Origin of the sequence: Pedobacter panaciterrae (genome assembly GCF_013204795.1) — a bacterium.
In the GTDB taxonomy this organism is placed as follows: Bacteria; Bacteroidota; Bacteroidia; order Sphingobacteriales; family Sphingobacteriaceae; genus Pedobacter; species Pedobacter panaciterrae.
Map to the genome: position 1 here is coordinate 540,948 of NZ_JABMKW010000008.1, position 20,569 is coordinate 561,516.

The 20,569-nt window shown below is 36.3% G+C and carries 22 protein-coding genes; 9 read left to right on the forward strand and 13 right to left on the reverse strand.

Annotated features, from left to right (window positions below):
* Positions 1–4 precede the first annotated feature (4 nt).
* Positions 5–688 (forward strand): tRNA (adenosine(37)-N6)-threonylcarbamoyltransferase complex dimerization subunit type 1 TsaB, encoded by a 684-nt coding sequence (tsaB, locus tag HQN86_RS04565; RefSeq protein WP_172659833.1) that lies wholly within the window; start codon positions 5–7, stop codon positions 686–688.
* A gap of 129 nt (positions 689–817) precedes the next feature.
* On the opposite strand, the gene HQN86_RS04570 is transcribed toward tsaB, so the two are convergent.
* Positions 818–2,266, reverse strand: coding sequence for a DUF5723 family protein (locus HQN86_RS04570; RefSeq protein WP_172659834.1), 1,449 nt, complete (start codon positions 2,264–2,266; stop codon positions 818–820).
* Positions 2,263–3,846 (reverse strand): hypothetical protein, encoded by a 1,584-nt coding sequence (locus HQN86_RS04575; RefSeq protein WP_172659835.1) that lies wholly within the window; start codon positions 3,844–3,846, stop codon positions 2,263–2,265. The genes HQN86_RS04570 and HQN86_RS04575 overlap by 4 nt, the downstream gene beginning before the upstream one ends.
* Positions 3,847–3,943: 97 nt before the next feature.
* Between HQN86_RS04575 and HQN86_RS04580 the strand changes: the two genes are divergently transcribed.
* The 3 genes from HQN86_RS04580 to HQN86_RS04590 all read left to right on the forward strand — a co-directional run bounded on the left by HQN86_RS04580 (position 3,944) and on the right by HQN86_RS04590 (position 7,596).
* Entirely contained in the window at positions 3,944–4,339 is a 396-nt protein-coding gene (locus HQN86_RS04580; RefSeq protein WP_172659836.1) for a DUF423 domain-containing protein, read from the forward strand.
* A complete protein-coding gene (priA, locus tag HQN86_RS04585) occupies positions 4,339–6,840 on the forward strand; it encodes a replication restart helicase PriA (RefSeq protein ID WP_172659837.1) in 2,502 nt (833 codons plus the stop codon). Before HQN86_RS04580 ends, priA begins: the two co-directional genes overlap by 1 nt.
* Positions 6,841–6,939: 99 nt before the next feature.
* The gene (locus HQN86_RS04590) at positions 6,940–7,596 is read left to right on the forward strand and encodes a protein-L-isoaspartate(D-aspartate) O-methyltransferase (RefSeq protein WP_172659838.1); all 657 of its coding nucleotides are present in this window, start codon (positions 6,940–6,942) and stop codon (positions 7,594–7,596) included.
* Positions 7,597–7,612: 16 nt separating this feature from the next.
* Here the strand turns inward: HQN86_RS04590 and smpB are convergent, their stop codons facing one another.
* The 3 genes from smpB to HQN86_RS04605 are packed head-to-tail and all read right to left on the reverse strand — an operon-like array spanning position 7,613 to position 10,621.
* On the reverse strand, positions 7,613–8,062 hold the full coding sequence (gene smpB / locus HQN86_RS04595) for an SsrA-binding protein SmpB (RefSeq protein ID WP_172659839.1): 450 nt from the start codon (positions 8,060–8,062) through the stop codon (positions 7,613–7,615).
* Positions 8,063–8,085: 23 nt separating this feature from the next.
* On the reverse strand, positions 8,086–9,966 hold the full coding sequence (locus HQN86_RS04600) for an Nramp family divalent metal transporter (RefSeq protein ID WP_172659840.1): 1,881 nt from the start codon (positions 9,964–9,966) through the stop codon (positions 8,086–8,088).
* Between the two features lies 1 nt (position 9,967).
* The gene (locus HQN86_RS04605) at positions 9,968–10,621 is read right to left on the reverse strand and encodes a metal-dependent transcriptional regulator (RefSeq protein ID WP_172659841.1); all 654 of its coding nucleotides are present in this window, start codon (positions 10,619–10,621) and stop codon (positions 9,968–9,970) included.
* 139 nt (positions 10,622–10,760) lie between these two features.
* Between HQN86_RS04605 and HQN86_RS04610 the strand changes: the two genes are divergently transcribed.
* Positions 10,761–11,231, forward strand: coding sequence for an Lrp/AsnC family transcriptional regulator (locus HQN86_RS04610; RefSeq protein ID WP_048906633.1), 471 nt, complete (start codon positions 10,761–10,763; stop codon positions 11,229–11,231).
* A 6-nt stretch (positions 11,232–11,237) separates the two neighbouring features.
* Here HQN86_RS04610 and ung read toward each other — a convergent pair whose 3' ends face one another.
* Together ung and HQN86_RS04620 are read right to left on the reverse strand one after the other, a co-directional pair.
* Positions 11,238–11,915, reverse strand: coding sequence for a uracil-DNA glycosylase (ung, locus tag HQN86_RS04615; protein ID WP_172659842.1), 678 nt, complete (start codon positions 11,913–11,915; stop codon positions 11,238–11,240).
* A 2-nt stretch (positions 11,916–11,917) separates the two neighbouring features.
* Positions 11,918–12,391 (reverse strand): thioredoxin family protein, encoded by a 474-nt coding sequence (locus HQN86_RS04620; protein WP_172659843.1) that lies wholly within the window; start codon positions 12,389–12,391, stop codon positions 11,918–11,920.
* Between the two features lie 146 nt (positions 12,392–12,537).
* Between HQN86_RS04620 and HQN86_RS04625 the strand changes: the two genes are divergently transcribed.
* A complete protein-coding gene (locus HQN86_RS04625; protein ID WP_172659844.1) occupies positions 12,538–13,077 on the forward strand; it encodes a DUF2892 domain-containing protein in 540 nt (179 codons plus the stop codon).
* Positions 13,078–13,112: 35 nt separating this feature from the next.
* On the opposite strand, the gene HQN86_RS04630 is transcribed toward HQN86_RS04625, so the two are convergent.
* From HQN86_RS04630 to HQN86_RS04655, 6 genes are all read right to left on the reverse strand, one after another.
* Positions 13,113–13,331 carry a hypothetical protein gene (locus HQN86_RS04630; protein ID WP_172659845.1) on the reverse strand — a complete coding sequence of 73 codons (219 nt, stop codon included), beginning with the start codon at positions 13,329–13,331 and terminating at the stop codon, positions 13,113–13,115.
* An 87-nt stretch (positions 13,332–13,418) separates the two neighbouring features.
* Positions 13,419–15,140, reverse strand: coding sequence for a lysine--tRNA ligase (gene lysS / locus HQN86_RS04635; RefSeq protein ID WP_172659846.1), 1,722 nt, complete (start codon positions 15,138–15,140; stop codon positions 13,419–13,421).
* A 132-nt stretch (positions 15,141–15,272) separates the two neighbouring features.
* Complete coding sequence (locus HQN86_RS04640) at positions 15,273–17,186, reverse strand: AMP-dependent synthetase/ligase (RefSeq protein ID WP_172659847.1); 1,914 nt, start codon at positions 17,184–17,186, stop codon at positions 15,273–15,275.
* A gap of 80 nt (positions 17,187–17,266) precedes the next feature.
* Positions 17,267–17,593, reverse strand: coding sequence for a HesB/IscA family protein (locus HQN86_RS04645; RefSeq protein ID WP_068892349.1), 327 nt, complete (start codon positions 17,591–17,593; stop codon positions 17,267–17,269).
* Positions 17,594–17,697: 104 nt separating this feature from the next.
* Positions 17,698–18,111, reverse strand: a complete 414-nt coding sequence (gene iscU / locus HQN86_RS04650; RefSeq protein WP_048906625.1) for a Fe-S cluster assembly scaffold IscU — start codon at positions 18,109–18,111, stop codon at positions 17,698–17,700.
* Positions 18,112–18,176: 65 nt separating this feature from the next.
* Positions 18,177–19,388: an IscS subfamily cysteine desulfurase gene (locus tag HQN86_RS04655; RefSeq protein ID WP_172659848.1), complete on the reverse strand. Its 1,212-nt coding sequence runs from the start codon at positions 19,386–19,388 to the stop codon at positions 18,177–18,179.
* A 125-nt stretch (positions 19,389–19,513) separates the two neighbouring features.
* Between HQN86_RS04655 and mce the strand changes: the two genes are divergently transcribed.
* The 3 genes from mce (at position 19,514) to HQN86_RS04670 (ending at position 20,535) form a co-directional block, all read left to right on the forward strand.
* Positions 19,514–19,915 carry a methylmalonyl-CoA epimerase gene (mce, locus tag HQN86_RS04660; protein WP_172659849.1) on the forward strand — a complete coding sequence of 134 codons (402 nt, stop codon included), beginning with the start codon at positions 19,514–19,516 and terminating at the stop codon, positions 19,913–19,915.
* Complete coding sequence (locus HQN86_RS04665) at positions 19,897–20,202, forward strand: hypothetical protein (protein WP_246269429.1); 306 nt, start codon at positions 19,897–19,899, stop codon at positions 20,200–20,202. Before mce ends, HQN86_RS04665 begins: the two co-directional genes overlap by 19 nt.
* An 84-nt stretch (positions 20,203–20,286) precedes the next feature.
* Entirely contained in the window at positions 20,287–20,535 is a 249-nt protein-coding gene (locus tag HQN86_RS04670; protein ID WP_048906621.1) for a type B 50S ribosomal protein L31, read from the forward strand.
* The last annotated feature ends 34 nt before the right edge of the window (positions 20,536–20,569 follow it).

The window sequence follows — 20,569 nt, forward strand, 5'->3', positions numbered from 1 at the left end:
ACTGATGGCTACTATACTTCAAATTGAAACCGCTACACAAGTCTGTTCTGCTGCAATAGCACATGATGGTAAGACCATAGCTTTAAAAGAGCTAATGGCAAATAATATTCATGCCGGTAGCTTAACTTTGTTTATAAAGGAGGCTATGGATTCTACAGGATTGCAATTTGAGGATCTTGATGCTGTAGCAGTAAGTATGGGGCCAGGTTCTTATACAGGATTGCGTATTGGCGTTTCTACAGCAAAAGGACTGTGCTTTGCTCTTGATAAGCCATTAATTGCAATTCCTACTCTTCAAATGATGGCACAAGGATTTATGCTTCAAAATCCTGATTACGATGGACTGATTTGCGCAATGATTGATGCCAGAAGGATGGAGGTATTTACTTCTGTTTATGATAATAATCTTAGAACCGTGACTCCGGTTGTGGCCAAGATAATAGATGATCAGAGCTTTGCCGAGGATCTAAATGATAATGTAATAACTTTTATTGGCAACGGTGCCGCTAAGTGCGTTGGTGTGCTGAAGCAGGAAAATGCAAAATTTTCGGAACTGAATTTTAACTCAGCATCTTACATGAGTAAACTTGCTCATGATGCCTATGCGTGTTCCAGATTTGAAGATGTTGCTTATTTCGAGCCCTTTTACTTAAAGGATTTTGTCTTAACTACACCTAAAAAAAAGTAAGACAGTTGTTCTGATATTTTGGTATTAGAACAATTGATTCTTCCAGGTCATTATCCTTCCGTGTCATCTCGAACATCGTGAGAGATGACGACCGATCTAGAAATTAAACCATCATTGTGAATTTTTACTTCATCTCTTTTTAGAGAATACACTGAAAATGCGTTTGAAGAAACCTGTTTCCTGATCATCCAAGCCTGGTATATAGCTGCTGTTTTGGGGGTGTTCTACTGTATAGCCGAACTTAATACCTAATCCCATGTAAAAAGATGCACCATTATATCCTGACTTTGGCGATGTATCGGTTTTGATTGCTGCATAAGCGGTTCGAGTTGTCTTAAGGAGATTATCTGAACCTAAGAAGAACTCAAAGTTTGGGGTTTGATACATTCCCTGCATTCCAAAAAGAAACAGGTTATTGAAGTTGTAGATTGGAATTGCACTTATAGAAAAATCAGAATAGCGGAATTTATTTACAAGGGCTGCATCACCGCCATTATAAAACAGATTTTTTGACACCATAAAACTAGGTGTATAGAAACTGTATGTTTTAGAAATCAGGAAATCAGCTTTGGCATTTGTGAGGGTATAAAAGCTTTTATTTACAGCATCATTTTTTACAATATCTGTAATCTGGTTTCTTATCCTTTGATCTTTATCCCTCGGACTGCGGGGCGGGGTGTTTGGGCCATTATCCTCCGGGATTATGGTAGGATTAAGCATGTTGTCAAAATTGCTAACATAGGAACTGTTGCTCCATCGTATTACGCCAAGGTCTTTTATATTAGCCATAATAAACACCCCGCTTTTTGAGGTATATGTTGTGCCAAAGCTTAGCGCAAGTCCCGGGTTTTTAAATGTAGGAATCAGGTCGTTAGTTTCTAAATCTTTGGCCTCCAGAAAACTTGCTTTATATGTACCTTTTAATGATAAAGCTATTTTATCCGTTGTTGGTCCGGGCTGGATGGCCGAATGGTCAGTCTTTAAACTGTTAAAGGAAATTCCACTTAATAAACTAATCTTAACACCGAAAGCAAGCTTTTTAGTATAGTTTTCTCTGTAGGTTAGACTGAATTGATGATAAGATTGACCATATCCGCTATTGTTAAACGGATTTTTAGTTAAATTGGAATTGTTAATGAACCTGGTGTAATCATCTATTACGGCAAGCGATTCATTAGTGTATTTTGCATGAAGGTCTGTTCGCAATTGCCACGAAAAACCAATCTCCTTATGATACTTATAGGATTTAAATATCTTAAAATTGAATAAATATATGTTGGAATTTTGATAGACGCGGTTTAGCTTATTCGTTCCGATTGGAATGTCTTTTACTGAAAGTTTTCCACTGCTAATTAATTTATGCATTATATCCTCATTGCCTTTATTGATGGCATTTACTCCGAAATAGGGTAAGAAGAAATTTGAAGCATATTTTCGCGAGGAATCTAGAACGAATGTTTTTTGCGCTGGGTTCTCAAATCCATCAAATAAGGTTTTTGTATTGAAAAGACCATACTGTTGAGCTTTTAGCTGATTAAAAAGAAATAGAAATGAGAATAGGATCAGATATTTTCTCATAGTGAGTCATTTTCTAATATTAAAGAATCTTGAGCTAAAGGTTGTTGTTTCCTGCTCATCAAAACATTTGTTTGAAATTTACCATTATCTCCGCTAAGTTGGTATATAAATGATTGATAATTTTTTAATCCCTTTTCAGATGTGATGTGTTTGTAGTAAGGCAGGTATATATTTTTTAGAAATATATCTGAGGAATTATTGAGATCAATGAAGAAACTAATGCTGGAAGTATTTGGCAATTGATTGATGCTGTTGGCATAACTCTCTTTATTTATAAGAAGGTGGTTGTTTTTATAGTTGCTCAGGAAAGATTGTATTGTGCTGGCATTATTAGCAAAAACCATGTAATTATCTATAATGATATAGTAAGGCCTTTTAAATTTCTTAAATGGCTCTCCAAAATAAACATACAAGAGATCGTCCTCTTTAAATAGTTTAATGCCATCCCCATAATCTCCACTAAGATCTAGTAGTAACTGATCAACTTTTTCGCCGTTACTCAAATTGATCGCGCCAATTTTTTCTGCAGTGCTTAGCTGGAAGGTAATAAGCTGATCTTTGAAATATTTTGGGAATATCTGATTTGGATCTATATGATATTTAAGACTAATGTTTTTTTGTACGTTAGTTACTTTATTTTCTTCTTTTTTACTGACGAACCAATTTTGTAGCTTTTCTTTCCAATTACTGTAACTTTCTATAGTAAAAACAGTGTAGTTGGCAGTATTTTCCGGTAGAATATTGGTTATGGTAGTTTTTTGGGCATTGGAGCTAATGAATAATTCATAGTAGTTTTTTGGATCATTATTTTGTGTTACACCTGTAAGTAGTACTTTTTCTTTACTGAAATTGTATACAAGCGATGCAAATGCAAGGTTATTATCAAGTACAGAAAGCTCTCCGCTAAGTTTGCCAGGCATGGTTGATTTTAACAGTTGAGGAAAGGTTTCGAAATTGATGTAAACTTCGGCGAGACTGTTTTTTGTGAGTCTCGTTGTCGATTTGATGTATTGGACAAATTTATTGTTACTGTTAGGGCTAGATAACGCATTTGAAATGGATTGAGCAGAGCTTGATAATAGTAAAAGGTTGTCTTTAGTGCCCAGATAGAATATCATGCTATCTGGTAGGGTTATAGTGGTTATCTTTTGTGAGGTATCTAATTGTAACTTAGCAGATGCCAATGAAATCAATAATTGATTTCTGTTGGATCCAGGATTTATCTGAGTGCTATATAACAAATCTATATGTTTGTCTTTTCCCGGAATGAGACTAATGTATATATTTTGTTTGCCAATAATACGGTTAATCTCTGGAGCTGACAGTATATGGTCCTTTATAGATTGCAGTTGAGCGAAATTGTCCTCTCCAATAATCTCCTGCAAAATATCCTGACCTTTTAAGATGTCAAATATGCTTTTGTCGTTTTGAAATGAAAAGATGAGTGATGAGTTTGCTGTAGCTGCATATAAACTACTGTCATTGCTTTCCCGATCTGTATTTAGACCAGAAAAATACATGTAGGCCAGGGTTAAGATGGCGGTAAACAGAGCTATTATTATGACAAGAATTTTTTTCATTTGCGGTTACTACAAATTTAATTTTAATAGTTGGGATTAATAATAAATGCTTCAAGTTTGTTAAGTTTGTTTTCTCAAATTGTGGGTTTAGAATATAATGGATAGACGTATATTGGTAACTGCATCATTATTTGGAGCTATTGCAGTAATGCTTGGAGCTTTTGGTGCACATGGCTTAAAGAATGTATTGGATGCCGGCTCTATTGAGATCTGGACAAAAGGAGTGGAGTATCAGTTTTATCATACCTTCGCATTACTTTTTCTTGCTCAATTTAAAGGTCGGGAAGCCGCGCAAGGCAAGTTCGTAAACCTGGCGTATGTTTTTTTTACATTTGGCATATTGCTTTTTTCCGGGTCGTTGTATTTGCTCGCAACACGAAGTGTTACAAACATTGGCTTTGTAAATTACATTGGTCCGGTAACTCCTATTGGAGGGTTATTGTTGATTCTTGGCTGGTTGTCGCTGCTTTTAGCGGCTTTAAAAAGTAAATAATGTTGGATTTTCTTGATCCGGAATTTGTTGAAAGAGAGACACTCTTTATTGAGGTCATTTTACCCCTTTCTCTGTCCAAAAATTATATCTATCGTGTTCCTTTTGAGTTAAATGATCAGATAGCAGTCGGTAAACGTGTAGTAGTTCAGTTCGGGAAGAATAAAATCTATACAGCCTTAGTCAAAAGTATCAGTAAAGAAGCGCCCGAAGTTTATGAGGCTAAATATATTATTGATGTTGTTGATACTTATCCTATCATTACCCCTGAGCAGTTGAATTTATGGGATTGGATGACTTCTTATTACTTATGTAATGAAGGCGATGTGCTATCGGCAGCATTACCAACCGGCCTGAAACTGGCAAGTGAAACAATCATCGTATTGAAGGAGGAAAGTCCGCTTTCTGATGATGACGGGGTTATTCAGGAGATCGTTTTTACAGATAAAGAGCAGATTATTTTAAATGCCTTAAGAAGCAGACCAAGATTAACTATAGATGATGTATCGGCATTATTGGGACAAAAAACGGTTTATCCGATCATTAATTCCCTGCTGAGCAAAGGGATGGTTTATATCGCTGAAGAAGTGGTAGAGAAATATAAACCACTGTTAAAATCTTTCGTTTCTCTGCAGCCATTTTACAATGAAGAGGAAAACTTAAAGCATCTGTTTTCGATTTTAGAAAGGGCACCTAAACAATTGAATGCGCTTTTGGCTTATTTAAAGCTTTCTAAGCAGCAGACTACGATTTCAAAGCAGCAATTACTTGAAGAGAGTGCTTGTGGCACAGCGGCCCTTAAAACGCTTGTAGATAAAGAGGTTTTTGCAATATACAAGCGGCCGGTTAGTAGATTACTGGAAAATGCCGATGACTTTGTGCTAAATTTTGAACTTAGCGAAGCTCAAAATAAAGCCCTGCAACAAATAGAAGATGGTTTTCTCACTAAGGATGTTATGTTGCTGCATGGTGTAACTGCATCAGGAAAAACACAGATATATATAAAACTGATTGAAAAAGCAATCGAAAAAGGAGGGCAGGTATTGTTCTTATTACCTGAAATTGCTTTAACTACTCAAATAGTAGAACGCATACAGCGCTATTTTGGAGATGCTATTGGTGTTTACCATTCTAAATTCAATAACAACGAGCGGGTAGAAATTTGGAATAAGGTATTAAATGGCAAATATCGGGTGGTTCTGGGCGCTCGTTCCGCGGTATTTCTGCCTTTTAAAGAACTGAGATTAATTGTGGTTGATGAAGAACATGAGTCTTCTTATAAGCAGCATGATCCATCGCCAAGATATCAGGCTAGGGATGCTGCGGTTTACCTGGCACATCTTCATCAGGCCAAAATTGTGCTTGGGTCTGCTACGCCATCTATTGAAAGCTATTACAATGCAGTTAGCGGAAAGTATGGTCTTGTAACAATTACCGAAAGATTTGGTGGTGTTGATCTGCCTTTGCAGGAAGTGATCAGTATCTCTGAAGAGACCAAACGTAAGAAAATGGTTTCTTATTTTTCAACTAAGCTGATTGATGAAATTGCTTTTACGTTGGAAAATAAGGAACAGGTAATCCTATTTCAAAATAGACGGGGGTACGCCACTATTTTAATTTGTGGTACTTGCGGCTATGCACCTAAGTGTGTGAATTGTGATGTGAGTTTAACTTATCACAAAACAAGTGGGAAATTGCATTGTCATTATTGCGGTTATCACCAAAGTAGCATTAACATTTGTCCGGCTTGCGGGTCTGTTCACATTGAACAGAAAGGATTTGGCACTGAAAGGGTGGAAGAAGAACTGAGTTTGATTTTTCCTGAAGCTAAAATCTCAAGATTGGATGTAGATAGCACACGTACTAAAAATGGACTGCAACAGATCATTTCTGATTTTCAAGAGAAAAAGACAGATATCTTGATCGGTACACAAATGGTTGCTAAAGGATTGGATTTTGATAATGTGACTTTAATTGGAGTAATTAATGCAGATACACTTTTGAATTATCCTGATTTCAGGGCTTTTGAAAGAAGTTACCAGTTGTTGGCTCAGGTTGCGGGTAGAGCAGGCAGAAGGGATAAGCAGGGCAAAGTTATTATACAGGCTTATGATGATAATCATAGAATCATTAATCAGGTTATTGATAATAAATACCTGGAAATGTATAATGAGGAACTTGCAGAACGGAAGCAGTTTAACTACCCACCGTTTACAAGGCTCATCTTTATTAATATAAAGCACAAAGATGCTGATCTTTTAAATGTGGCTTCGCAGAAGTTTGCAAACATTCTTAAAGGTCAGTTAGGTGGGAGAGTGTTGGGCCCGGAACAACCATTAGTGTCACGCGTGAGGAATTACTACATCAAACAAGTAATCATTAAGAGCGATAAAAATACTTCGATACAAAAGGTGAAGTCGATATTGAAAGATACCATTATTCAATTTCAATCAGAAAAGGAGTATCGCGCAGTAAACATTCAGGTGGATGTTGATCCATACTAGTTTTATTGGGATTGATTTTGTGCGCATTAGCCTTTTTTTAACTTTTTAGAGCTAAATAATTCAATTTATTAGATTTGAAAAGGCTAATTTTGGGGTGCTATGGCGTATAAGTTTGTTGACAATTACAGAGAAAAGGGAGCGAGAAAGAAATTAGTAGAGCACCTTGAAGCAAGAGGTATTACTGATAAGAGGGTATTGAGAGCTATAGGTAAGGTGCCTCGTCATTTCTTTTTTGATGAAACTTTCTGGAATCAGGCATATAAAGACATCGCTTTTCCAATAGGAGATGGACAAACTATTTCGCAACCTTACACCGTTGCGTATCAAAGCGAATTATTGCACATAAAAAAGGGCGACAAGGTTCTTGAGATTGGTACCGGATCCGGCTATCAGACGTGTATTTTAATGGAACTCGGAGCAAATGTGTATACTATTGAGCGTCAGGAAAGCATATACAGGCATACCATAAGGGTTTTACCCGGTATGGGATACAATGCTCATTTCTTTTTTGGAGATGGATCAAAAGGGATTGCTGATCATGCACCCTATCATAAAATCATTGTAACAGCGGGGGCACCCTTCGTGCCAGAGATATTACTTAAACAACTTAAAGTAGGTGGTATTTTAGTAATTCCGGTAGGTGATGAGCACTCCCAAAAAATGGTAACTGTAATTCGAGTTAGTGAAACCGATTATGAAAGGATAGAATTGGATACCTTTAGGTTTGTACCCCTGGTTGGAGATCAGGCCTGGTAATTTTTTTGCAGGGCTGTTAGAATTTCATAGCCCTGTCCATTTCTCTTTTCGATTCCCTGTCTTTAATACTGTCTCTCTTGTCGAATTCTTTTTTACCCTGGGCCAATGCGATCTCTATCTTAGCAAAACCTCTTTCATTGGTGAAAATACGCAGTGGGACAATAGTGTAGCCTTTTTCTTCTCCTTTTACTTTAAGCTTTTTGATTTCTTTTTTTTGTAAAAGCAGTGCCCTGTCGCGTTTAATATCGTGGTGATGAAATGAACTATGACTGTATTCTGAAATGTGTAGGTTTCTTACGTATAGTGTATTGCCTATAAACATGCAAAATGCATCAGACATATTGGCCTTACCCTGTCTGATGGCTTTTATTTCTGTGCCTAATAAAGCAATTCCTGCATTATATTTTTCAATAATGTGGTAATCAAAATAGGCTCTTTTATTTTTAATCTGGATATCGTTCTTCATAAGAATCCGCTAATATCTCAATTTTATCTCACAATAAGCACTGGAATAGTCACTTTATGACGTACAGAATTCACTGTAGTTCCAAGTATCAGATCCTTTAAGCCTTTATGTCCATGGGCACCCATAACAAGCAGTTCAAGGTTGCTTTCATTAGTAATATCTACGATTGCTTTTACTGTTCCTCCGTAGCCAATATGGACGGTGGCTTTGTATCCAAGTTCCGCCAGATTAATACGGTACTTTTCCAGATTTTCTGTGTCACTTTGTGTTTCATAATCAAGTGCCGATTCGCCATGGTAGCGGGCTACAGCTGTTTCAACTACGTGAATTAAATGATAGTTGGCCTGTTTGCCACCTTGGATTAAAGCATGTCTTATTGTGTTTCTATCGTTCTTGGAAAAATCAACAGTAATACCGATTCTTTTGTAGTGTATTTTTTCAACCTCATCAATATTAAGTGCACTGCCATGCGGAGTTACATTTTGCTCACGCTTAATTTTGCTGATCAAAGGGTATATGAAAACGTATAACAAAAGCAATCCAATAAGTATAGCTAATGGAACTATTATAGCATAAACATACCAACCGCCATCAGCACCCCAGGTTTTAATTTCTTCTACAACGAGTTTAACATTTAAGGAAACAATAACGATGGAGCTTCCCCAAGCTAGAATTTTTACCCACGTTTTGATGGCGAATCCTTTCATCGTACGCTTGTCTGATGTGAAATGGATTAGTGGGATTACGGCAAAGCCGAGTTGAAGACTTAATACGACCTGACTTAAAATTAATAAACCACCTAAAGCATCATTGCCAAACCATAATATAGTAAAAAAAGCTGGTATAATTGCCAGCAATCGGGTAATTAATCGGCGTAACCATGGCTCTATACGAAGCTTTAAGTGGCCTTCCATTACAATTTGCCCGGCTAAGGTACCGGTTACGGTAGAACTTTGCCCTGCAGCGATTAGTGCAATAGCAAAAAGAGCTGGAGCAACATTGCCGAAGATGTTTTGAAGCAGTTTGTGAGCGTCTTGAATTTCCGCAACCTCATGTAACCCATTTTTATAGAATGCAGCGGCTGCAAGGATTAAAATGGCTGCATTTACAAAGAATGCAAGGTTTAAAGCTACGGCTGTATCAATGAAATTAAACTTGATGGCTTCTTTGATTCCTTTATTGTCTCTTTCAAATTTTCTGGTTTGAACCAGCGATGAGTGCAGATAGAGGTTGTGTGGCATCACAGTTGCACCAATAATACCAATTGCGATATATAATGCCTCTCCTGATAGCATAGTTGGCTCAAAACCTCTTGCAATTTCCTTTAGGGATGGTTCTACTATAAACATTTCTACTAAAAATGAAACGCCTACTATGAAAACCATTGAAACAATAAAGGCCTCCATTTTGCGCATTCCTTTGTTCAACAAGAAAAGTAGGAGTACAGTATCAAAAATGGTTAAGCTAATTCCCCATATTAAGGGCAAGCCAAATAATAAGTTTAAACCAATTGCCATACCTATAATCTCAGCAAGGTCACAAGCTATAATTGCAGTTTGTGCCAGGCCAAAAAGCGGAATGTTTACCCATTTTGGATAGCCGTTTCTTGAGGCTTGCGCAAGATCAAGGCCTCTTACAATACCCAAACGGGCGCTAAGCGATTGCAGAAGCAATGCAATGAGGTTAGACATTAGCAGAATCCAGATGAGCTGATAGCCAAATTTACTACCGCCGGCAATGTCTGTGGCCCAATTTCCTGGATCCATATAGCCAACACTTACCAGGTACGCAGGGCCGATAAAAGAAAGGATGCGTCGCCAGCCAGTTCTTTTGCTGGTGTCAACACTTTGATGCACTTCACTTAATGAGCCGGAGTTTTTTGTGGTGGTTTCAGGTTTGTTCATATTATATTTTAATGAGGATGTGTTTTGCCACTTCCCGGCTTACATTAATCTGTTTGTTTTCTATACTAAGCTCTACAGAACCATCAAAATCAGTGATTTCTGTAATTCTTATTTGCTTACCTAGTGTGAGACCTACTTTCTCGAGATGCTGTAAAAAGACTGATGAATGTTCACTAACTCCCATAATCAGGCCTTTGTCTCCGGTCTTGAGTTTTGATAATTTTATAAATACTGTATTATCAAGCTTTCCGTTTTTATCTGGTATAGGATCGCCATGGGGGTCATTTTTAGGGAAAGCGAGGAATTCATCTAAACGTTCAATAAGCTCGGGTGATTTAATATGCTCTAACTCTTCGGCTATATCATGAACCTCATCCCACTTAAAATTCAGTTTCTCTACAAGAAATACCTCCCATAGCCGGTGTCTTCTTACAATGTTAATTGCTGCATTTTTACCTGATTCTGTGAGTTTTACACCCTGATATTTTTTATAATCAACTAGCTTTTTGTCTGCTAATTTCTTTATCATGTCGGTAACCGAAGCCGCTTTAGTCTGTATTCTTTCGGCTATAGCGTTGGTTTGTGCCGCGCTTTCAGTATTAAGCGAAAGGTGATAAATGATTTTAAGATAGTTCTCCTCTGTGAATGATTGCATTTATGGTTGCCTAACTATAAGTTTAGACAAATCTAAAAAAATATTAAGAAATAAACTGTAAATAATTGTAACATTTTTAGAATAAAATTTGGCATGTAACGCATTCTTATTCTACCTTTGCATAATATTAATAAAACTAATGGCAGCAGAACTAGATAAAACTGATTTTAAAATTCTTAAATTACTACAGGAAAATGGAAGGATAACTAATTTATTGTTATCTCAGGAGATAGGACTTTCTCCAGCTCCTACATTGGAAAGGGTACGTAAATTAGAGATGTCAGGATTTATCAAAAGCTACCATGCCCTTGTTGACGAAGAGAAGTTAGGTTTAGGCATTAAAACTTTTATTCAGGTTCAACTTGATTTTCATAAAAATAATACCATACAGATCTTTTTGGATGAGGTAAATCAGATTAAAGAAATTACAGAATGTCACCATGTTACTGGACAAGCCGATTTCTTACTTAAGGTTTACGTTAATGACATTAAGGCTTATGAACGTTTAATTATGGATAAGATCAGTAAAATATCTGTAGTTAAAACTTTTCAGACAATGATGATCATGTCTACTACCAAAAAGGAACCAATCGTTCCTTTGGAATACTAATTTCTTTTAGACAATTTGCCAGTCAATTGCACTAACACCTTGTTTTTCTAAAATGGCATTGGCCTTAGAAAAATGCCTGCACCCAAAAAATCCATTATAGGCCGAGAAAGGAGATGGATGGGCTGCCGTCAAAATAGTGTGTTTGGTCTGATCAATTAATGTCGATTTATTTTGGGCATATCTACCCCATAAAAGGAAAACTAGGCCCTTTCTATGTTCAGATAGCTGACTTATTATTTTGTCGGTAAATATTTCCCAACCCTTACCCTGATGAGACCCTGCTTCGTGGGCTCTCACCGTTAAAGTAGCATTAAGCAACAAAACTCCTTCATCAGCCCATTTGGTTAAATTGCCATGGGAAGGAGTCGAAAATCCCTCAATATCAGTAACAAGTTCTTTATATATGTTCTTTAAAGAAGGAGGAACTGTAACACCTTTTTGAACTGAAAAAGATAAGCCATGAGCCTGTCCTTGTCCATGATAAGGGTCTTGCCCTAAAATCACTACCTTAACTTTATCAAATGGGGTATGATCTAATGCATTAAAAACCTCTGATCCCTTAGGGTATACTGTGATGCCTTTTTGCTTTTCGTGCTGTAAGAAAGTTTTTAGATCTTTCATATAGCTCTTTTCAAATTCGGCATCTAGTTCTTTAAGCCAGCTCTTCTCTAAAGTAATCGACATATTTAGTTTTTTGATAATATAAGTGCCAAATCTTCTTCAATGCTTATAATTGGTTTTTCAATAATCCGACCGAGCTCTTTTTCATCCTCATAAATAATAAAGGTTGGTACACGATCTATATTTAAGTTCTCTAATAACCCATTTTCCGCTTTTTTTGTTCTATCTACACAGATAAAATTTATGTCTTTTTTATCAAGTGACGATGCATCTGTCGTTTTTAGAAAATGGGGTAATTGTTCACGGCTATCACCGCACCATGTTCCTAAAACAATGGTAATAGTTTTGCCTTTTAATAAAAGCTCTATTTCGTTTAAAGCACCAGATTCAGGAATATATTTTGAGTACCCATTGTCATACATTTCCCTCATAGATGGAAATGTTGTTATAGCATCACGGGTACAGGTATTTAATAGAATGATTTCACCAGTTGAGGAATCTTCTACTTGCTTATTAATATGCTGCGCTGTGGTTTCCATAATTAAAGATTTGTAAATCTATTCATATTTTGAAAATCTTTAAGTAAAATATGAAAGGAACGTCATTTCTTTTTTGCTTAAATTATAATTTTAAATCTGTTTTTTGGTATTTAAACACGATATTTGCAAAAAAATTATAAAAGGATATGCCAAATATAGTTCGTCTTATTTTAGGTTTTGTTGTGTTAGGAGCTTCCATTGCCCTTATGTTCTTCAGTTTTTGGGGCTGGGGTATTTTGGGTATTTTTATAAGTATCCTGATTCTTGTTACATATTTTTATAATGAGAATATGTTGCTTGCTCAGTGGTTTTTAAGAAAAGACAATATGGTTAAGGCCGAAGTGTTCCTAAAGAGAATCACTAATTATGAAAAACAACTGATCAGAGTTCAACAAGGTTACTATAACCTTTTGATTGGTCTTATAGAATCAAGAAAGGCTCCAATGCAGTCTGAAAAATATTTTAAGAAAGCACTTTCTTTAGGTTTGCATATGGACCATAATATTGCCCTGGCCAAATTAAGTTTAGCTGGCATATCAATGGCAAAAAGAAATAAAAGGGAAGCACAAATGTACCTTACAGAAGCAAAAAAGGCAGATAAGAATAAACTGCTTGCTGATCAGATTAAACAAATGAAGGATCAGCTTGGAATGATGGATAGACAACAACAGGTTAGATACAGGTAAAGAAAAAGCTTAAAGCCACATGCAAATGTGGCTTTTTATTTTTCGCTTAATCTGTCAAAGTTTTCATTAGGTTCATAATGCTCTGAATTTCTGCTGATGATATCATCTTCAAGATAATCTTTCTTTCTGCTAAAGAACAATTGCTCTGATTGTATTCTTGTGATCAACTGACGGATCAACGTCAAGTCAAATGCTTCTTTACTTAGTTTTATGCAGTATTCTTTTTCTGTTATTTCAAGGCTTGAACTGTTCATAATTTATCAATTTTAATATGCCCTAAAAATAGAAAAGGCCTGCTAAGTTTTTATGTAGCAGGCCTTTAAGTTTATGTTATCTCTATGTTAAGAAAACCAGGCGGTTACGTCTTCTTTTGAAGGCATGGTTAATTCTAGTTTAAGTTTCTTACGCATTCCTCCAAGATCATTAAAAACCTTGTTGGGGTTAGCACCTTTTAACTCTTCAATTGTATTGATTCCCATTTTTCTAATCACCTGAACCCATTCAGCCGGAACGCCAGCATTTACGAAATCTTCATCGGTAGTTACTTTCGCTTTTTTCTCTGGTCTCATTTGAGGGAAGAACAGCACTTCCTGAATTGTTGACTGGTTAGTCATCAACATTACTAATCTGTCTATTCCTATTCCTAGTCCTGAGGTAGGTGGCATTCCATATTCAAGGGCTCTGATAAAATCATCGTCCATAGCCATTGCCTCATCATCACCTCTCGCTGCTAGTTTCAATTGATCCTCAAAACGTTCTCTTTGATCAATCGGATCATTAAGTTCTGAATAAGCATTGGCAATCTCTTTACCCATTACAAACAATTCAAACCTTTCTACCAGACCTTCTTTGCTTCTGTGTTTTTTAGCAAGTGGAGTCATTTCCAAAGGATAGTCGGTTATATAGGTTGGTTGGATCAGGTTTGCTTCAACTTTCTCGCTAAATAATTCGTCGATAAGTTTCCCACGACCCATTGAATCGTCTATCTCAATATTTAGGCTTTTGCAAGTTTCCTTCAATTCCTCTTCAGTCATGTTAGAGACATCTATACCAGTATACTTTTGTATAGACTCATACATGGTCAGTTTTTCATATGGGCCTTCAAAGTTAACCTCATGTTCACCAACCTTTACAATCGGAGATCCGTGAATAGTCACCGCAATCTTTTCAAGACATTCTTCAACCATGGCCATCATCCATATATAGTCTTTATAAGCTACATAGATTTCCATAGAAGTAAATTCAGGATTATGCGTGCGGTCCATACCTTCATTTCTGAACATTTTACCGAATTCATATACACCATCAAATCCTGCTACAATAAGCCTTTTTAGATAAAGCTCGTTAGCTATACGAAGGTATAGCGGCATGTCTAACGTATTATGATGTGTGGTAAAAGGACGTGCAGCGGCACCACCATGGATAGGCTGTAATATCGGGGTCTCTACTTCCATCCAGCCCTGATCATCAAAATAACTTCTCATAGTGTTGATCACCTTAGAGCGGTTGATGAAGATCTGTTTAAAACCAGGATTTACAGTTAAATCAACATAGCGTTGTCTGTAGCGTAATTCAGGATCAGTAAACCCATCATATATATTACCTTCTTCATCGCGTTTAACTATGGGTAAAGGTTTTAAGGCTTTAGAAAGGAGTTTAAACTCAGTAACGTGAATAGAAATCTCACCGGTTTGAGTGGTGAAAACATAACCTTTAACACCTATAAAATCTCCAAGATCAAGCAGTTTTTTGAAAACGGTATTGTAAAGCGTCTTGTCTTCATCCGGACAAAGATCATCTCTTTTTAAATAAACTTGTATTCTTCCTGTAGAGTCTTGTATTTCGACAAATGAAGCACTTCCCATAATACGGCGGGTCATTATCCTGCCGGCTATGCTGATGTTCTTATATGCAGTTTTATCCCGCTCGTAGTTTGCTAAAATATCTGCAGCATTTGCATTTATTTCAAATGCTTCGGCAGGGTAGGGATTTATCCCTAATTCACGCAATTGATTTAGTGAATTACGGCGCAATAATTCTAATTCTGATAGTCCTGTACTCATATATCTCTTGTATCCGGCATTAAGCCGTATAGTTTTATTTGTATTGTATTTTTAAAATTATGCAAAAATAGGTATTTGCAACATTTTTTGTCTGTATTAAATGGGAATATTCAGTACCAACAACAATATATATTAATCTGACTCAACAGACTCCGTATACATTTCGTTGATAGTTTCTGCATATTTTTTTTCAAGAACTTTCCTTTTGGCTTTTAAAGTTGGTGTTATTTCGCCCTCCTCAATACTAAAGGGATTACGTTTAACTTTAAAATTCTTAATCCTTTCAAATTTTGCAAGTTCCGCTGAAAACTTTTTAATATCCTGACCTATCCAGTCTATAATTTCTTTTTCCGCTATAAAAAGCTCTGGCTTTTGAAAAAATGACTCAGGAAGTTTAAATGTTTCCTGAAGGTTCTCTTTATTTGGGATAATGATTGCTGTCAGGTATTCCCTTTTATCGCCAATTAAAAATAATTGATCTATTTTAAGACTTTTAAGATAGATGTTTTCTACCGGAGTAGGATAAACATTCTTCCCATAAGCATTTACAATCATGTTTTTTAACCTGTCCGTGATTTGTAGATTACCTCGGTAAAATCTGCCGATATCACCTGTGTGAAACCAATTGTGTTTGTCAATAGCTTCGGCGGTTTCAGCTGGTTTATTGAAGTAACCCTGCATAACACAGTGACCACGAACTATTATTTCTCCTTCTGCACACTCAAAATTGGGGTCAAAAGATTCATGTGTTTGAATGTTGATCATTTCCTTGGTTTCTACATCCTGTATGCCGATTTCAATACCAGGAATTACGCGTCCAACTGTGCCATAAACCTGCCTGTGATATTCTGTAACAGACATAACCGGCGAGGTTTCTGTCAGTCCAAATCCTTCAAGTATTTTGATATCAAGATTTCCAAAAAATTCGCCCACGTTTTTAGGTAATGCAGCCCCGCCCGAGATCATAAATTTTAATCTGCCCCCTGTTTTCTCCTTTATTTTACTGAAAACAAGTTTCTCGGCTATTGAACGCTTTGTTGAGAGAAAGATGCCGGGTGATCTGCCTGCTTCTTTTTCCTGACGATAGTTCTTGCCTGTTTCCAGGGCCCAAAGAAAGATTTTAGATTTTAATCCACCTCCAGCAGTACCACTTTTTATAGCTTTGTCATGAATCCTTTCTAATAGTCTGGGAACACAATTCATTACAGTGGGCCTTATCTCACCCATATTTTTTGCCAATAACTCTAAACTTTGGGCGAAGGCAATTTTACAGCCCTGTGCACAACAAACATGATAGGTCGCAGTACGCTCAAAAACATGTGATAAAGGTAGAAATGATAAGAATGTTTCAGTCTCATCAATAACAGGAATCTGTTGTAAACAAACCTTAACGTTTTCAACGAAATTACTATGAGAAAGCATTACACCCTTAGGAGTACCGGTAGTGCCAGAAGTATAAATCAATGCCGAAATATCTGAAGGGGTAAGTGCATCCCTAAGAACTTTTATTTCTGCTAATTTGTCCGTAGTGAGATTGCTTTTAGTATTAAGAACTTCCTCAAAACTTATAATTTCTACATTCAGGTCTTCTGGTACGGTCACTTTTGTGTATTCTGAAAAAGCGGGTATGATATATTTTAACTGCCGGCAGTTGCCTGCAATTTTCAGTATTTTCTTGTATAAGAAGGTATTCCCAATTAAGATAGCTTTGATACCTGAATCATTAATGATATACTCTACCTCATGCTCGGATAGGGTAGGATATATAGATGTATTAATGGCTCCGATTTGTTGTATTCCCTGGTCATAGTAAACATACTCAGGAGAGTTCTCTATCATTAGACCCATTCTGTCACCTTTTTTTATCCCTTTGTTTAAAAAGAATGTTGAAACCGCATCCGCATTATCGAGCGTCTCTTTGAAAGATATTTCCTCCCACTCCGTAGTCTTTTTATCTATAAGGAAGGTCTCTTCTGGTTTATGAATGTTTTCAACTACATTTCGCAGTAAACTGGGAACTGTAGCCGACTCGTTGAATGATACCATATTATATGATTGGTTAGCTTGTTATAGCATAATAAAAAAGGGCGCTAAAAGCGCCCTCTACAAATATAGTGAAATGTATGTTAAACAGAAAAACTCTCTCCACAACCGCAGGAACGGCTGGCATTTGGGTTGTTGAAATTAAAGCCTTTTCCATTTAAACCATCAGAAAAATCAAGTTCAGTGCCTGCCAGGTATAAAAAAGATTTCATATCCAGAGCTATTTTAATTCCTCTGTCTTCAAAAAACTGATCTCCCTTTTGTTCTTCGTTATCAAAATCTAGGTTATAGGATAAACCTGAACAGCCACCACCTTTAACTGAAACGCGTAAGAAATAGCTGCTATCCATATGCGCATCTTGCATAAGGTGATCAATTTTGCTCTTTGCTTTATCTGTTATCGTGATCATGTCTTAATAGTATTAATTCTAATAATGGTATTCAAAATGTATACCAAATTACACTCATTTTAGTTAAACATTGTAGCTTATATGGCTACATCTGTAATATTTACCTAGTGATGAGATTTAGCCAATTCAAATGGCGCCATACCGTTTTTAACACGATAATCGTTAATTGCTGATTTAATAGCATCCTCTGCCAATACTGAACAGTGAATTTTTACCGGAGGTAAAGCCAGTTCTTCCACAATATCCATATTGTCAATAGTTAATGCTTCATCAACTGTTTTTCCTTTTAACCATTCGGTTGCAAGTGAAGACGATGCAATTGCAGACCCACATCCAAATGTTTTGAATTTAGCATCTGTAATTACGTTGTTTTCATCAACCTCAATTTGCAAACGCATTACGTCGCCGCACTCAGGTGCACCAACTAGGCCTGTGCCAACTGATTTACTATCTTTATCTAAAGTACCAACATTTCTAGGGTTGGTATAATGTTCCATTACTTTTTCTGAATATGCCATTTTATTTTACTTTAAATCTCTGTTAATAGAGATGATTTATATTTTTATTAATTAAGGGGCTATTATTAATGTTCAGCCCACTCAATTTTACTTAAGTCTATACCTTCTTTGAACATTTCCCAAAGTGGAGAAAGGTCTCTAAGGTGATTAACTGCTTTTTTAGTGTTTTCGATTGCGTAATCAATTTCTTCTTCAGTTGTAAAACGACCTAAACCGAAACGGATAGAAGAGTGTGCAAGATCATCAGATAGTCCAAGGCTCTTTAAAACGTATGAAGGTTCTAAAGAAGCTGAAGTACATGCTGAACCTGATGATACAGCAAGATCTTTCATTGCCATCATTAAGCCTTCCCCTTCAACATATTTAAATGAAATATTTGCAACATGCGGTAAACGGTGGTTTACATTTCCATTTACATAGCTTTCTTCGAGTTGAGTAAGCGCAGTTTCAAGTTTATCTCTTAAACCAGACAAGCGTTTTGCTTCACTATCCATCTCTAAACGGCAAAGTTCACAAGCTTTACCTAAGCCAACAATACCAGGTACGTTTAATGTTCCAGAACGCATACCGCGTTCGTGACCACCACCGTCCATTTGTGCTGTTACCTTAACTCTTGGGTTTTTGCGACGTACATAAAGCACACCTACACCTTTAGGACCGTACATTTTATGGGCAGAAAATGCCATTAAATCAATACCATCTGCGTTTACATCAACTGGGATTTTACCAACCGCCTGTGTAGCATCTGTCATGAATAAAGCACCGTGTTTATGAGCAATTGCCGATATTTCTTTGATTGGTTGAACAACACCTATCTCATTGTTTCCATACATAATGGTTACAAGAATAGTTTGATCGGTCATTGCTGCTTCAAGTTCCTGAAGATCGATAAGACCGTCTTCTTTAACTTTAAGATAAGTAACTCTTGCACCTGCTTTTTCCAGATGTTTACAAGTATCTAAAACAGCTTTGTGTTCTGTTGTTGCAGTAATGATATGATTACCTTTATCCTGATACATCTCGAAAACACCTTTTATACCCAGATTGTCTGCTTCTGTAGCACCCGAAGTAAAAATGATTTCTTTTTCTGTACAGCCAATTAATTTGGCTACTTGTTCACGAGAGTAATCAACAGCTTCTTCAGCAACCCATCCAAAGGCGTGATTACGGCTGGCAGCGTTACCAAACTTGTTTGTAAAATAAGGTAGCATTGCTTCTAAAACCCTAGGATCTAGAGGGGTAGTGGCATTATTATCTAAGTAAATAGGAAGTTCCATCGTTTTTGTTTATTCTTATTAATAGACAAAGATACGAAAAAAGATTACCAACAATTATAATTAATACCTATGACGGTATAGTTAAAACTTGCATTTTTACATTTGTTTAACGTATTAATTCATTTATGAAGAAGATTGAGCATATTGGCATCGTAGTAAAAGATCTTGATTTTTCCTGTGGTTTGTACGAAAGGCTATTGGGAACTTCTTGTTATAAGAAGGAAGAAGTAGCCTCCGAAAGTGTGAATACAGCCTTTTTTAAAACAGGAGAAAGTAAGATTGAGTTGCTTGCGGCTACTTCTGAAAATAGCCCAATTGCCAGATTTCTTGACAAGAAGGGAGAGGGGATACATCATATTGCATTTGAAGTAGATAACATTGTGTTGGAGATGGAAAGATTAAAATTAGAAGGCTTTGTATTGCTTAACGAGCAACCAAAGCCAGGAGCTGATAATAAACTGGTATGTTTTGTACATCCAAAGGGTATCAATGGGGTTTTGGTTGAATTATGTCAGGAAGTGAAATGATGGATGAGTTAACTTCCCTAAGTAATATTATTAATAAGGATTTTGATATTGATAACCTGGCCACTGAAGCTTTAATGCGAGAACGGCTGATTGAGGCATTTGCATACTTGTTGGATAATGATATCTCTAAAATGATGAATATTTTATATAGGACTGATGTTGATGAAGTTAAACTAAAGGCCTTATTGATTAGTAACTCTGAATTGCCCTCAGCAGAAGTGATTGCTGACGCTTATATTGCGAGACAAAAGCAGAAAATCGAAACCCGTAAAAAGTATAGTAGATAATTTTTCCACACTTATTTGTTTCTGAAAAATAAAATCACGATATTTGCATCCTTAAAAATAAGCGACACATAAGTATATAACAATATGAAAAAAGATCTGCATCCATCAAACTATAGATTTGTAGTATTTAAAGATATGTCTAACGAGTACTCTTTTTTAACAAAATCTTGTGTAGATACTAAAGAGACTGTTCAATGGGAAGATGGTAATGAATATCCTCTATATAAATTGGAGATTTCTCATACTTCTCACCCTTTTTATACTGGTAAGATGAAATTGGTTGATACTGCTGGTCGTATCGATAAATTCAAAACTCGTTACGCTAAGAAGTAATTATACCAAAATAAAAAATTATTTTAAAGTCCCG